Below are 13,409 nucleotides of genomic sequence, written 5' to 3' on the forward strand. Positions count from 1 at the left end.
GCCTCACGCGTTCCGGCTGTGCCCGTCGGTCCGCCCGCCTTCGGCGTCGCGGAAGGTGTTGATGGCGTCCAGGTGCCGGGCCCGCTTCTCGTGGTCGCGCACGCCCAGCCCCTCCTCGGGCGCCAGCGCGAGGACGCCGACCTTGCCCTGGTGGAGGTTGCGGTGCACGTCGTAGGCCGCCTGGCCGGTCTCCTCCAGCGGGTAACTCTTCGAGAGCGTGGGGTGGATCTTGCCCTTGGCTATCAGCCGGTTGGCCTCCCACGCCTCGCGGTAGTTGGCGAAGTGCGAGCCGATGATCCGCTTCAGCGACATCCACAGGTACCGGTTGTCGTAGCTGTGCTCGTAGCCGGAGGTGGAGGCGCAGGTGACGATGGTGCCGCCCTTGCGGGTGACGTAGACACTCGCGCCGAAGGTCTCCCGCCCCGGGTGCTCGAAGACGATGTCCACGTCCTCGCCGCCGGTCAGTTCGCGGATGCGCTTGCCGAAGCGCTTCCACTCCTTGGGGTCCTGGTTGTGCTCGTCCTTCCAGAACCGGTAGCCCTCCGCCTTGCGGTCGATGATGGCCTCGGCGCCCATCCGGCGGCAGATCTCGGCCTTGTCCTCGCTGGAGACCACGCAGATCGGGTTCGCGCCGCCGGCCAGCGCGAACTGGGTGGCGTACGAGCCCAGTCCGCCGCTGGCCCCCCAGATGAGGACGTTGTCGCCCTGCTTCATCCCGGCGCCGTTGCGGGAGACGAGCTGCCGGTAGGCGGTGGAGTTGACCAGTCCGGGGGCCGCTGCCTCCTCCCAGCTCAGGTGGGCCGGCTTGGGCATCAGCTGGTTGGACTTGACCAGCGCGATCTCGGCGAGTCCGCCGAAGTTGGTCTCGAAGCCCCAGATCCGCTGCTGCGGGTCGAGCATCGTGTCGTTGTGCCCGTCGGCCGACTCCAGCTCGACGGAGAGGCAGTGCGCGACCACCTCGTCGCCCGGCTTCCAGGAGTTGACCCCCACGCCGGTGCGCAGCACGACGCCCGCCAGGTCGGAGCCGATGATGTGGTACGGCAGGTCGTGCCGCTTCGCCAGCGGCGAGACGCGGCCGTAGCGCTCCAGGAACCCGAAGGTGGACAGCGGCTCGAAGATCGAGGTCCAGACGGAGTTGTAGTTGACCGAGGAGGCCATCACGGCCACCAGGGCCTCGCCGGGGCCCAGTTCGGGCACGGGCACCTCGTCCAGGTGCAGCGACTTGCGCGGGTCCTTGTCCCGCGCCTCCAGCCCTTCGAACATCCCGGCCTCGTCCTTGTGGACGGTCACGGCCCGGTAGGACTCGGGCAGCGGCAGGGCGGCGAAGTCGTCCGGCGAGGTGTCGGACGCGAGGATCGCGTCGAGGATCTGGTTCACGGTATGCCTCCGGCGAAGCGTGGAGCGTGGCGTGGGGACGCCTCCGGCCGCGGCCGGAGGAGCCCTGTCGGGGGACGTCGGTGGTGAGGCAGCGCCGTCGGTTCGGCTGTTGCTGGTGCGCGAGGGTGCGCGCGGTCGCTCGTGACGCCGAGCGGTCCGGGGCACACGGTGTGGGCCGCGGGGACAGCGCCCGGACTGCTGCCAACGTATGACACCCAGTGCCAGCACACAAGACACCGCGTGCCGTGAATTCTCACATGGCGTGGATCGCTCTCATCTGAGCGATGATCGATCAAATCGCCCTGCCCCGCAGGTCAGGGCACCTGGTGCGCCGACGGCTCGTCCCCCTGCCGCACCCGGCTGCGGCGCCGCCCGTACCCCGCGTAGAGCACGGCCCCCAGTGCCATCCACACCGCGAACCGGGCCCAGGTCTCCGACGGCAGGTTCAGCATCAGCCACAGCGAGGTCAGCACCGAGGCGATCGGCAGCGCGGGCACCAGCGGTGTGCGGAAGGCACGCGGCAGATCCGGCCTGGTGCGCCGCAGGATGATCACCCCGATCGCCACGACCACGAACGCGAAGAGCGTCCCGATGTTCACCAGCTCGGCCAGCTCCGTGAGGCTGACGAAACCCGCCACGACGGCGACGAGCACCCCCAGCAGCACCGTCGACCGGTAAGGGGTGCCGAACCGCGGATGCACCCGGGCGAACAGCGGCGGCAGCAGCCGGTCCCGGCTCATCGCGAAGAACACCCGGGACTGGCCCAGCAGCAGGATCATGCACACCGTCGTCAGCCCCACCGCCGCACCGAAACTGATCAGCCCCGCCCAGAACGGCTCGCCGACGGCCTTGAACGCGTCGGCCAGCGGCGCGTCCACGGTCAGCTCGGTGTACTTGCGCATCCCGGTGACCACGATCGAGACCGCGATGTACAGCACCGTGCAGACGATCAGCGAACCCAGGATGCCGCGCGGCATGTCGCGCTGCGGATTGCGGGTCTCCTCGGCCGCCGTGGCCACCACGTCGAACCCGATGAAGGCGAAGAAGACGACGGCGGCACCGGTGAAGATCCCCATCACGCCGAACGTGGTGGGCGCGTAGCCGGACATCACCTGGATCAGCGGCGTCGCGAACCCGGAGGTGGAGTCCGCGGTTCCCTGCGCGGGCGGGATGAAGGGATCGTAGTTCTCGGCCGTGACGAAGAACGCCCCGGCGACGATCACCAGCAGCACCACCCCCACCTTGATCGCCACGACGGTGGAGGTGACCCGGGCCGACAGCTTCATGCCGACCACCAGGATGCCCGTCAGCAGCAGTACCAGGGCGCAGGCCAGCAGGTCGAAGCCGAAGCCGTTGGTGTCGCTGGTGCCCGAGAGCCAGCCGGGAAGCTGCCAGCCGATGCTGTCCAGCAGCGACCGCACGTACCCGGACCAGCCGACCGCCACCACCGCGCAGCCCAGCGCCAGTTCCAGCACCAGGTCCCAGCCGATGATCCAGGCGGGCAGTTCACCCAGCGAGGCGTACGCGAAGGTGTAGGCCGAGCCGGCCACCGGAACCGTGGAGGCGAACTCCGCATAGCACAGCGCGGCGAGGGTGCACACCACTCCCGCGGCGGCGAAGGAGAGGGCCACCGCCGGACCGGATGTCGTCCTGGCGACCTGGCCCGTCAGCACGAAGATGCCGGTGCCGATGATCACACCGACGCCGAAGACCGTCAGGTCGCGCGCCGACAGCGAGCGGGGCAGCCCCTGCTCGGGGTCGTCCGTGTCGATGATCGACTCTTCGACGGATTTGGTCCGCAACCACTGCCTGGGGCTCTTCTCCCCACCTGGCGCCACCGACACTGCCGCACCTCCACGTCGCCTTCGCGCCATGGTTTCCACCCGGCGGCCCGGCGGCGGGTACGCGCGGCGGGGCACGGGTGCAATTCACCCGACTCCCTCGCCCGCGGGCCGGGGCCGGGACCGGGGTGACCGGGGACGGGGAGGCCGTGCGGAACCCCTCTCCGGAGGCGGCGCCGAGCCGGAGCCGCCCCTGACCGGAGCCCCCCTGACCGGAGCCGGTCCTGGCCGGGCCCGCGGGGGCGGGCGGCCGGTCAGTCCCGGGAGAGTGCGCGTTCGATGGTGGACATGATCTCGCCCAGGGGCGCGTCGGTGCGCGCGACGGTCACCAGCACCTCGTCCCTGCGCGTCACGGATGCCGCCGGCTGCTCGCCGGACGGGCGGTGCGCGCCGAAGCCGGTGCCGAACGTGCGCCGTACGATCGCGAAGGCGTGGTCGAGCTGCGTCATCACGTCCCCCTCGGCGCCCGAGCGCAGCCACCGCCGCAGCACATGGTTGTGCGCGGTGACCACGGCCGAGGCCGCCACCTCCGCGAGCAGCGGCTCGTCGTAGCCGCTGACGCCGTCGCGGTGCGCCTCCTCGTCGAAGTGGCCCAGCAGATAGCGGGTGAACAGCCGCTCGTAGCGGGCCACCGAGGCGATCTCCCGCTCCCGCAGCGCGGGCACCTCGCGGGTGAGCTTGTACCGCTCGACGCTGCCCTTGGGGGAGGCGGCGTACATCTTCATGACTTCCTTGATGCCCCGGCACACGGTGTCCAGCGGGTGCTCGTGCGCGGGCGCGGCCTCCAGCACGGCCTGCGCGCGCACGAGGGTGTCGTCGTGGTCGGGGAAGATCGCCTCTTCCTTGGAGCGGAAGTGCCGGAAGAACGTGCGCCGGGCCACCCCCGCGGCGGCCGCGATCTCATCCACCGTGGTGGCCTCGTAACCCTTCGTGGCGAAGAGCTCCGTGGCAGCGGCGGCCAACTCACGGCGCACCCTCAACCGCTGGGTGGCGGCGCCGCTCGCACGCTGGCCGGTCGTACGGGAGTTCTTCTCGGGCTCTGGCATGTGGTGAACGCTACACGCCGTGACGGGGTCGGGGGGCGGGCCGTGGGGCAGGCCGCCGGCCGCCGGCTCCAACAGTCCGCCCCACCCGGCGATGCCGCCGGTCACCGGCGTGCGTACTCGCGGAAGCCGCGCCCCGTCTTCCTGCCCAGACAGCCCGCGGCGACCAGGTGCTCCAGCAGCGGTGCGGGCGCCAGCCCGGGGTCGCGGAACTCCTCGTGCAGCACCCGCTCGATCGCGAGCGAGACGTCCAGACCCACCACGTCCAGCAGTTCGAAGGGCCCCATCGGGTAGCCCCCGCCGAGCTTCATCGCCGCGTCGATGTCGTCCAGCGAGGCGTAGTGCTCCTGGACCATCTTCACGGCGTTGTTCAGGTAGGGGAAGAGCAGCGCGTTGACGATGAAGCCCGCGCGGTCGCCGCAGTCCACCGGGTGCTTGCGGACCTTCCGGCACACCTCGCGGACGGTTGTGTGGGCCTGCGGGTCGGTCAGCACCGTGCTGACCACCTCGACCAGCTTCATGGCGGGCGCCGGGTTGAAGAAGTGCATCCCGATCACGTCCTGCGGCCGGGCCGTGGCGCGGGCGCAGGCCACCACGGGCAGCGAGGAGGTGGTGGTGGCCAGCACCGCCCCCTGCTTGCAGACCGCGTCCAGCCGCTCGAACAACCGCCGCTTGACCTCCAGGTCCTCGGCCACGGCCTCGACCACCAGGTCGGCCTCGCCCAGCGCATCCAGCGAACCGGCCGGGGTGATCAGCGCCAATGCGGTGTCCCGGTCCTCGGCCGTCATCCGGCCCTTGTGGACCGAGCGCTCCAGCGACCGGGCGACGCGCTCCTTGGCGGTCGCCGCCTTCTGCTCGCTGCGCGCCGCCAGCACCGTCGGGTAGCCGGCCTTGGCGAAGACCTCCGCGATACCCCCGGCCATCGTTCCCGAACCCACGACACCCACCGTCGCGACGGGACGGCCCGGCGCGCGTTCGGCCGCCGCGTCGGGGGTCAGCGCGTCGGGCAGCACTTCCGAGCTGCCGGGCGCCGCGTAGGTGTAGAAGCCGCGGCCCGCCTTGCGGCCGGTCAGCCCCGCCTCGCTCAACTGCCGCAGGATCGGCGCGGGAGCGTGCAGCCGGTCGCGCGACTGCTCGTACATCGCCGCCAGCACGGTGCGTGCGGTGTCGATCCCGATCAGATCGAGGAGGGCCAGCGGGCCCATCGGCAGACCGCACCCCAGCTGCATGGCGGAGTCGATGTCCTCGCGGGTGGCGTAGCGGGACTCGTACATCGCGGCGGCCTGGTTCAGATAGCCGAACAGCAGCCCGTCGGCGACGAACCCGGGACGGTCACCGACCGCGATGGGATCCTTGCCCAGATCCCGGGCCAGCTCGGTGACCGCGGCGATCGCCTGCGGTGAGGTGAGCACCGAGGAGACGATCTCCACGAGCTTCATGGCGGGCGCCGGGTTGAAGAAGTGCAGCCCCAGCACGCGCTCGGGCCGGTCGGAGTCGGCCGCCAGCCGCGTCACGGACAGCGCGTTGGTGCCGGTGGCCAGGACGGTGTCCGGCTTGACGACGGTGTCCAGTTCGGCGAACACCTGGCACTTGGTGTCGTAGTCCTCCGGCACCACCTCGATGACCAGGTCCGCCTCGGCAGCCGCTGCGAGGCCGGTGAAGGTGCGGAACCGCGCCAGCACGTCCCGGCGCTCGCTCTGCGTCATCCGCTCGCGCTCCACCGAGCGCGCCGTGGAGGACTCCAGTGCGGCGACGGCGTGCCGAGCGGCTGCTTCGTTCGTGTCGATGCCGATGACCTCACGCCCGGCGCGGGCGAGAATATCGGCGATGCCGGTACCCATCGTGCCGAGGCCGACGACGGCGATCGTGCGCAGGGGAGGACGGTCCATCAGGGGACTCCAGAGGGTGTGACACTGGCCCCTACAGGGGCACGGGTGATGAGGGTGAGGGTTTCGTGCACTACCGGGCGCGCGGGCGTACGTACGCGCAGGGCAGGGGAGTTACCGGTCACGCCCCGCTGCGCGGCCCTGTCCCGGGGCCCGGTCACGAGGCGGCCCGTACGGCTCCGACGCGCTCCTGCGCGTGCCGGGTCCGCTGCCGAACCGACGTCACTCTCGGCGGCTGCGTCACCAAACCGCCTGAGCGGGGGTACCGCTCTGATGAGCACCTTAACTCGTGGGTAACCATAAAGCCAGGGGTAGGAACACTTCCACCGCTGGGTAACTCAGCACGTGAAGGGGGAGCCGGAGTGGCCGACGCGTTCCGAACGCTGATCGACCGTGTGCGGCCCGAGGCCGAGCCCGTCGAGTACGCACGCCTGGTCACGCTGGCCAGGCAGCGCAGCACGGAGGCGCGCGACCAGCTCGCCGCCGTACTCGTGCAGAGCGAACGGCCTCTGTGGGCCCGCGAGATCGCGGCCTTCGCACTGGGCAGCGCGGGGGACCGGAGGGCCTTCGAGACCCTCGTCTTCATGCTCAACTACCGGGACCCGGTGTGCTGCGCCAGCGCCGCCCAGGCCCTGGAGCGGCTGCGCGACCCCCGTACGGCCAAGGCCGCGGCGGCCCTGGCCACCAACGAACTGCGCACCGCCTACGCGCTCTACCCGGTCCGGCTGCTGACGGCGCTGCGCGCCCCGGAGTCGGTGCCCACCCTGATCAACGTGCTCCAGCGCCTCCTGATCGGACCCCTGCACTACTGGCCGATCGCCGAGGCGTGCGTCGTCGGCCTCGGCGCCCTGGGCGACAAGCGCGCCATCCCCGTCCTCGACGCGGCGGCCCGGCACCACCGGCTGTCCCCCTCCGCCAAGGCGGCCCTGGCACGGATCCCCGGCTGAGCCGCCGCGGAGCGGGGCCGGGGCCCCGCTCCGGGGACGGCGGCCTCGGTGCCCTCGGCGGCCTCGGGCTGTCGCGGACGGCACGCCTACCCGTGGTCTCGTCCGGGCCCCGCTTCCGGCTTCCGGCCCCCGCCGAGGACGGTGAGGTAGCGCACCTCGGGGACCTCCGCACCCCCCACCTCGAACGCCGCGGTGAGCCCGTCCGCGGCGAAGCCGGCCCGCTCGTAGAAGCGGCGCGCACGGGCGTTGCCCTCCAGCACCCACAGGAACATCCGCGGGCAGCCCCGCGCGGCGGCGTCCTCCAGCACCGCCGCCAGGAGCAGTCGGCCCACCCCGGTGCCGATGCGGTCCGGGTGGACGTACAGCGCGTAGAGCTCCTCGTCACCGCCGGGCGGCCCGGGGCGCGGGGTGTCGCCCCGGGTGCGCCGGGGCCCGGCCGCGGCCCAGCCCGTGAGCTGTCCGCCACCGGCCCCGTCCGCGGCCACCAGGTTCCGCACCACTCCCCGGCCGGCCGCGAAGAAGCGTCGCCGCCGCGCCGCCTCCGCTGCCGGTGACATCGCGTCCAGATACGGCTGCGGCACCAGCCCCCGGTACGCGCTCCGCCAACCGCGCACCCGCACTTCGGCCACGGCTTCGATGTCGTCCTCGGTCATCTCCCGCACATGCATGTGCCGAGGGTGCTCCCACGGACCCCGGGGCCGCACCGCCTTTTCCCGGCCGTCTCACCCTGCCCGCCGTCGAACACCCGACAGGAGATGTCCGGTTGCCTCGCCGGAGTGGGCGCATGACGACGACACACCCCCACGGAAGCCCCCTCCGGCCCCGGTGCGAGCTGGGCCGGATGCGAACAGGCGGAGCCCTGTCTCGCGAGTACCGTGCGCCGGTGGTTCGGGCAGTACCGCCACCACTCAGGACGGGGACACGGCGAGCGCCTCGATCTCGATGAGCAGTTCCGGCCGGACGAGCCCGGCGACCTGCACGGCGCTGCACGCGGGGAGCCGCCCGGGGTCGAGGTACCGGTCGCGCACGGTGCGCAGTGCGGGCATGACGGCCAGGTCGGTCACGAAGAAGGTGAACTTCACGACGTCGCCGAAGTCGGCTCCGGCCGCCTCCAGACAGCGCCGCAGATTGCCGAACACCTGCTCCGCCTGGGCCTCGGGATCGTCCGCGCCGACGACCTCACCGTCCGCGTCGAGCGCAACCTGGCCGGAGACAGCGATGAACCTGCCCTCTCCGAGGACGACATGGCTGTACCCGTTCCCGGGCGGAAGGCCCTCGGGGGTGGTGATGTGGGTGAGCGATGACATCCTGGCATGCTCTCAGAGCAGGGTGAGCTGTGTGCAGCGGTTTTCCGCCGCCGGCTCCTCGGGGGCGGTCCCGCTCCCGTCGCCGTCACCTGCGCCGTCCTCGTCGCCGTCTGCCGGAGCGGGCGGCGCCGTCCGCCGGGCGGTGCCGGGGCCTGTGGGGCCCACACCGTACTCGGCGGCCAGTTCGTGCACCTGCCGGGTGATGCGGCGCTGATACCACTTGGGCGCGTACGCCCCGTCCGCGTAGAGCGCCTCGTAGTGCCGCACCAGCCGCGGGTGGTGCTGGTGCAGCCAGCGGAAGAACCACTCGCGCGCTCCGGGCCGCAGGTGCAGCGCGAGTGGTGTGACGGAGGTCGCCCCGGCGGCGGCCAGAGCCCGCACCGTGGCCCGCAGTTGTGCGGGGGAGTCGCCGAGGAAGGGGATCACCGGTGCCATCAGCACCCCGCACGGGATGCCGTGCTCCGTGAGCCGCCGTACGACATCCAGCCGCCGCTGCGGCGCCGGAGTGCCCGGCTCGACGGTGCGCCACAGCTCCTCGTCGGTGAATCCGACCGACACCGAGACGCCGACGTCCGTGACGGCCGCGGCCGAGCGCAGCAGGTCGAGGTCGCGCAGGACGAGGGTGCCCTTGGTGAGCAGCGAGAAGGGGTTGGCGTGGTCGCGCAGGGCCGTGAGGATGCCCGGCATCAACCGGTACCGCCCCTCGGCCCGCTGGTAGCAGTCGACGTTCGTGCCCATGGCGATGTGCTGGCCCTGCCAGCGGGGGCTGCTGAGTTCCTTGCGCAGCAGTTCGGGCGCGTTCACCTTGACCACGATCTGGGTGTCGAAGCCCTCGCCGGGGTCGAGATCCAGGTAGCTGTGGGTCCGGCGGGCGAAGCAGTAGACGCAGGCGTGCGAGCAGCCGCGGTAGGGGTTCACCGTCCATTCGAACGGCATGCGCGAGGCGCCGGGCACTCTGTTCACCAGGGTGCGGGCCTGAATCTCGTGGAAGGTCATCCCCCGGAACTCGGGAGTGTCGAAGGTGCGGCGCGTGACGGCGGCAGCGCCGAAGAGGGTGGGCGCCCCGGCCCGGCTGTGCTCGTCGGTGTCCTTGAGCTCGTCCCAGCGCATGCGCGGCCTCCTCGGTGGTGGTGTCGCGTCCCTCTTGCTCCACTGTCGCTCTCTGCGGTCTCAGAATAGAACACGCGTTCGCATGGAAAGTGTCAAGCTCGATTTGGGGAGCCGACCCGGGGGTGATTGGCTGGCCACCCCGATCACAGGCCGTCCAGTCACAGGAGGAGTCATGGCGCAGGTCGAAGCGACCACCCAGCGGGAGATCGCGGCCGGACCCGACGAGGTGTTCGACGCGCTCGCCGACTACAGCGAAACCCGGGCCGAACTGCTCCCCGCCCCCTTCAGCGAGTACGAGGTCAGGGAGGGCGGCGACGGCGAGGGCACGCTCGTGCACTGGAAGCTCCAGGCGACCAGCAAGCGCGTCCGGGACTGCCTGCTCGACGTCACCGAGCCCGCCGACGGCGAGTTGGTGGAGACCGACCGCAACTCCTCGATGGTGACCACCTGGCGGGTGACCCCCGGTGCTCGGGAGAAGACCGCCCGGGTCACGGTGACCACGGTCTGGAACGGCGCCGGCGGCATCGGCGGCTTCTTCGAGCGGACCTTCGCGCCCAAGGGTCTGGCCCGCATCTACGACGACGTGCTCCAGCGGCTGGCCGCCAGGACGGAGCAGGGCGGCTGACTCCCCGACGCCCCCGGCGCGCCCTCACTGGATCGGGTGGTTTCCGGTGATGGGTGCCGCTGCCGCAGGGGGCGGCCCGTCACGGGAAAACCCCTGATCGGCAGCCCGACGGGCGCCCCGGGCAACCGAATTGCGCCCCACCCGTCCCACGGCGCGCACCTGAACCGTGCTTGAACGTGCTTGTCGTGCAATGCGAGAAATACTCCCCCAGAAGCAGCGGCAAGGGGAGTGGGATGGGCGGTACCGGCGGGGCGACCCTCGACACCAGGGGTGATGGAAACCCCGTAACCGGCAGGGGACTTCATCCCGGGCCCGTGGCTGCCGCGGCTCCGGCCGCGGTCGAGGTCACCGTGGAACTGCCCGGCCGGCCGGAGGCCCCGGCAGCGGCAACACCGATCCCGGCGCCCGCGCCGGGCGCCGCCGCCCCGTCGACGACCCCGGGCGCCACCCCTGCGGGGGCGGCTGCGGCGCTGAGCGGACCGGCGGAGTACGGATCGACGGGCCACCCCGTGCCTGGGTCAGGAGCGGCGGGCTCCGGGGCGGCCCGGTCAGCGCCGACCGCCGTCCCCGGCACGTCCGGGGCTGACCCGGCCGACCCCCGGGCGCCGTACCCGACCCAGCGCATCCCGCAGGATGCCCCGTCGGCTGCCGTTGCGCAGGGCACTCCGCGGGGCGTCCCCGTGCAGGAGGCCGCGGCGCCGGACGGCGGCCCGCCGCAGGCGCCGTTGTCACCGCGCCGCCTCCGGCTCGTCTTCGGCGCGCTGATGCTGGCCATGCTGCTGGCCGCGCTCGAACAGACCATCGTGGCCACGGCGCTGCCCAAGATCGTCGGCGAACTCGACGGCCTGCGCCGGATGTCCTGGGCCGTCACGGCCTACCTCCTGGCCGCGACCATCGTGCTGCCCGTCTACGGCAAACTCGGCGACCTCTTCGGCCGCAAGGGGCTCTTCCTCTTCGCCATCGGCGTCTTCACCGCCGGCTCCGCCCTCGCCGGATGGGCCGGTTCCATGGAGGAGCTGATCGTCTACCGCGCCGTGCAGGGCACCGGAGCCGGCGGACTGATGATCGGGGTGCAGGCGATCATCGCGGACGTCGTACCTGCCCGCGACCGCGGCCGCTACATGGGCCTGATCGGCGCCGCCTTCGGGCTCGCCTCGGTGGCCGGTCCGCTGCTGGGCGGCTGGTTCACCGACGACCTGTCCTGGCGCTGGTGCTTCTGGTTCAACGTACCGGTGGGCCTGCTCACTCTCCTGGTGACCTCGCTCGCCCTCACCCTGCCCAGGCCCCGGGTGCGGCCCCGGCTCGACATCCTCGGCGCGCTGCTGATGGCGACCTTCTCCACCTGTGCGGTCCTGCTCACCAGTTGGGGCGGCACGACCTACGACTGGGGCGACCACGTCATCCTCGGCCTGGCCGCCGGTGCCCTCGTCAGCGGTGGGCTCTTCCTCGTCACCGAGCACTACGCGCCCGAACCCGTGCTTCCGCTGCGGCTGTTCCGGGACTCCGTCTTCAACGTCACCGGTCTGGTGGGCGCGGCCATCGGCATCGCGCTCTTCGGCGCCGCCAGCTATCTGCCCAGCTTCCTCCAGATGGTCGAGGGCGTCAGCGCCACCACCTCGGGGTTGCTGATGCTGCCGCTGATGTCCGGGGTCGTCATCTCCTCGCTGCTCTCGGGCCAGCTCATCACCCGCACCGGGCACTACAAGATCTTCCCCGTGCTGGGCTGCGCCCTCTCCGCCGAAGGGATGTGGCTGCTCTCCAAGCTGGACGCGGACACCTCGCGCCAGATGTTCGGCATCTGGTCGGGCATCCTCGGCCTGGGGATCGGCTTCGTGCTGCCCGTGCTGGTGCTGGCCGTGCAGAACTCGGTGCGATCCACCGACGTCGGCGCGGCCACCAGCGCCAACAACTACTTCCGGCAGATCGGCGGCAGCATCGGGGCCGCGCTGTTCGGCACCCTGCTCGCGCACCGGCTCGCGGACGCGCTCGCCCGGAGGCTCCCCCGGGACCAGGGCGAGTTGCCCGACCCCGACTCCCTGACCCCGCAGCTCGTGCGCGCACTCCCCGCACCGCTGCGCGACGGCTACGTCGCGGCGTACGCGGAAGCGATGCCGCGGATCTTCCTCTACCTCGTTCCGGTGCTCGTCCTCGGGCTGGCACTGTCCCTCTTCCTCAAGGAGAAACCACTGGTGTCCCAGCACACGTCCGTGCCTCCGGCCCGCAGCGCCGAGGCACCCGCAGCGCCCGCGCCCGACGGCGCCGCGCCGCAGCCGCAGCCCGCGCCCTACGCCGCAGGCGTTCCGGTCTGCGGCGCCGTGCGGCACCACGACGGCACCGCCGTTCCCCGCGCGGCGCTCACCCTGGTGGACACCGTCGGACGGCAGATCGGGCGGGGGGCCACCGGCGAGGACGGGCGGTACGCGCTGAGCACCCCCGGCGAGGGCGCGTACGTACTGATCGCGTCGGCGGGCGGGCACCAGCCGCGCGCGGTCAGCGTCAGCGTGGGCGAACGGCCCGTCGACCTCGACGTGGTCCTGGGCGGGGCGGGCCGGCTGGCGGGCAGTGTGCTGACCGCCGACGGCAACCCCGTCAAGGACGCCATCGTCACGCTCACCGACGTGCGCGGCGAGGTCGTCGCGACCACCCGCAGCAGCCGGGAGGGCGGCTACGTCATCTCCGAACTCGTCGCCGGCGAGTACACACTGGCGGCCAGCGCTCCCGTCTACCGCCCCGCCGCCCTCCCGGTCTCCGTGCAGGCGTCCCGCGAGACCCGGCAGGACGTCGAGCTCGCCGGTGGCGCCGTGCTGCGCGGCACCGTCCGGGCCTCCGGCGGGCGGCCCGTGGAGGACGCGCGGGTCACCCTGCTGGACGCTGCGGGGAACGTCGTCGACACCGCGACGACCGGCGCCGACGGCATCTTCCGCTTCGTCGACCTGGCCTCGGGCGAGTACACGGTGGTGGCCGCGGGGTATCCGCCGGTCGCGACCGTGCTGCAGATCGCGGGCGGCGGGCGCACCGAACGCGACCTGCAACTGGGGCACGAAGACTGACCCTCCGGACGGTCCGGGGCGACCGGGCGGACCGGGCCGACCGGGCGGGCCCCGGCGCGGCTTCCCGGCGTACCGGGGGCGTCCGGGGGTGGGGGGGGGGGGGCGCGCCGCCCCCCCCCCCCCGGCCCCCCCGGGGGGGGGGGGGGGGGGGGGGGGGGTGCGGCGCGGGGGGGGGGGGGGGGGGGGGGAGGGGCCGGGGGAGATGGGGGGGGGGGGGGTTGTT

At 72.5% G+C, this 13,409-nt stretch carries 10 protein-coding genes; 3 read left to right on the forward strand and 7 right to left on the reverse strand.

Features of this window, described 5'->3' with window-relative positions; genetic code table 11:
* Positions 1–3: 3 nt before the first annotated feature.
* From ccrA to ACFYNS_RS21750, 4 genes are all read right to left on the reverse strand, one after another.
* The gene (ccrA, locus tag ACFYNS_RS21735; protein WP_360292128.1) at positions 4–1,377 is read right to left on the reverse strand and encodes a crotonyl-CoA carboxylase/reductase; all 1,374 of its coding nucleotides are present in this window, start codon (positions 1,375–1,377) and stop codon (positions 4–6) included.
* 314 nt (positions 1,378–1,691) lie between these two features.
* Positions 1,692–3,221, reverse strand: coding sequence for an amino acid permease (locus ACFYNS_RS21740; RefSeq protein WP_360292131.1), 1,530 nt, complete (start codon positions 3,219–3,221; stop codon positions 1,692–1,694).
* 251 nt (positions 3,222–3,472) lie between these two features.
* Positions 3,473–4,264 (reverse strand): TetR family transcriptional regulator, encoded by a 792-nt coding sequence (locus tag ACFYNS_RS21745; RefSeq protein ID WP_388604606.1) that lies wholly within the window; start codon positions 4,262–4,264, stop codon positions 3,473–3,475.
* Between the two features lie 101 nt (positions 4,265–4,365).
* Positions 4,366–6,150, reverse strand: a complete 1,785-nt coding sequence (locus ACFYNS_RS21750; RefSeq protein ID WP_388604608.1) for a 3-hydroxyacyl-CoA dehydrogenase family protein — start codon at positions 6,148–6,150, stop codon at positions 4,366–4,368.
* A 359-nt stretch (positions 6,151–6,509) separates the two neighbouring features.
* On the opposite strand from ACFYNS_RS21750, the gene ACFYNS_RS21755 reads away from it, so the two are divergent.
* The gene (locus ACFYNS_RS21755) at positions 6,510–7,094 is read left to right on the forward strand and encodes a HEAT repeat domain-containing protein (protein WP_360292138.1); all 585 of its coding nucleotides are present in this window, start codon (positions 6,510–6,512) and stop codon (positions 7,092–7,094) included.
* 86 nt (positions 7,095–7,180) lie between these two features.
* Here ACFYNS_RS21755 and ACFYNS_RS21760 read toward each other — a convergent pair whose 3' ends face one another.
* From ACFYNS_RS21760 to ACFYNS_RS21770, 3 genes are all read right to left on the reverse strand, one after another.
* Complete coding sequence (locus ACFYNS_RS21760; protein ID WP_360292140.1) at positions 7,181–7,762, reverse strand: GNAT family N-acetyltransferase; 582 nt, start codon at positions 7,760–7,762, stop codon at positions 7,181–7,183.
* A gap of 240 nt (positions 7,763–8,002) precedes the next feature.
* Positions 8,003–8,401, reverse strand: coding sequence for a RidA family protein (locus tag ACFYNS_RS21765; RefSeq protein WP_360292143.1), 399 nt, complete (start codon positions 8,399–8,401; stop codon positions 8,003–8,005).
* Between the two features lie 12 nt (positions 8,402–8,413).
* Positions 8,414–9,511 (reverse strand): Rv2578c family radical SAM protein, encoded by a 1,098-nt coding sequence (locus ACFYNS_RS21770; RefSeq protein ID WP_388604610.1) that lies wholly within the window; start codon positions 9,509–9,511, stop codon positions 8,414–8,416.
* A gap of 172 nt (positions 9,512–9,683) precedes the next feature.
* On the opposite strand from ACFYNS_RS21770, the gene ACFYNS_RS21775 reads away from it, so the two are divergent.
* Together ACFYNS_RS21775 and ACFYNS_RS21780 are read left to right on the forward strand one after the other, a co-directional pair.
* Positions 9,684–10,136: an SRPBCC family protein gene (locus ACFYNS_RS21775; RefSeq protein WP_360292148.1), complete on the forward strand. Its 453-nt coding sequence runs from the start codon at positions 9,684–9,686 to the stop codon at positions 10,134–10,136.
* 233 nt (positions 10,137–10,369) lie between these two features.
* Positions 10,370–13,186: an MFS transporter gene (locus tag ACFYNS_RS21780; RefSeq protein WP_360292151.1), complete on the forward strand. Its 2,817-nt coding sequence runs from the start codon at positions 10,370–10,372 to the stop codon at positions 13,184–13,186.
* Positions 13,187–13,409: the final 223 nt, after the last annotated feature.

Source organism: Streptomyces sp. NPDC006925, assembly GCF_042869575.1.
Classification (GTDB): domain Bacteria; phylum Actinomycetota; class Actinomycetes; order Streptomycetales; family Streptomycetaceae; genus Streptomyces.

What these genes read in the sequence shown, in the direction of transcription:
- ACFYNS_RS21745 (WP_388604606.1), bottom strand. Translation starts at nt 4,264, where the DNA reads ATGCCAGAGCCCGAGAAGAACTCCCGTACGACCGGCCAGCGTGCGAGC.
- ACFYNS_RS21750 (WP_388604608.1), bottom strand. Translation starts at nt 6,150, where the DNA reads ATGGACCGTCCTCCCCTGCGCACGATCGCCGTCGTCGGCCTCGGCACG.
- ACFYNS_RS21760 (WP_360292140.1), bottom strand. Translation starts at nt 7,762, where the DNA reads ATGCATGTGCGGGAGATGACCGAGGACGACATCGAAGCCGTGGCCGAA.
- ACFYNS_RS21765 (WP_360292143.1), bottom strand. Translation starts at nt 8,401, where the DNA reads ATGTCATCGCTCACCCACATCACCACCCCCGAGGGCCTTCCGCCCGGG.
- ACFYNS_RS21770 (WP_388604610.1), bottom strand. Translation starts at nt 9,511, where the DNA reads ATGCGCTGGGACGAGCTCAAGGACACCGACGAGCACAGCCGGGCCGGG.
- ACFYNS_RS21775 (WP_360292148.1), top strand. Translation starts at nt 9,684, where the DNA reads ATGGCGCAGGTCGAAGCGACCACCCAGCGGGAGATCGCGGCCGGACCC.
- ACFYNS_RS21780 (WP_360292151.1), top strand. Translation starts at nt 10,370, where the DNA reads ATGGGCGGTACCGGCGGGGCGACCCTCGACACCAGGGGTGATGGAAAC.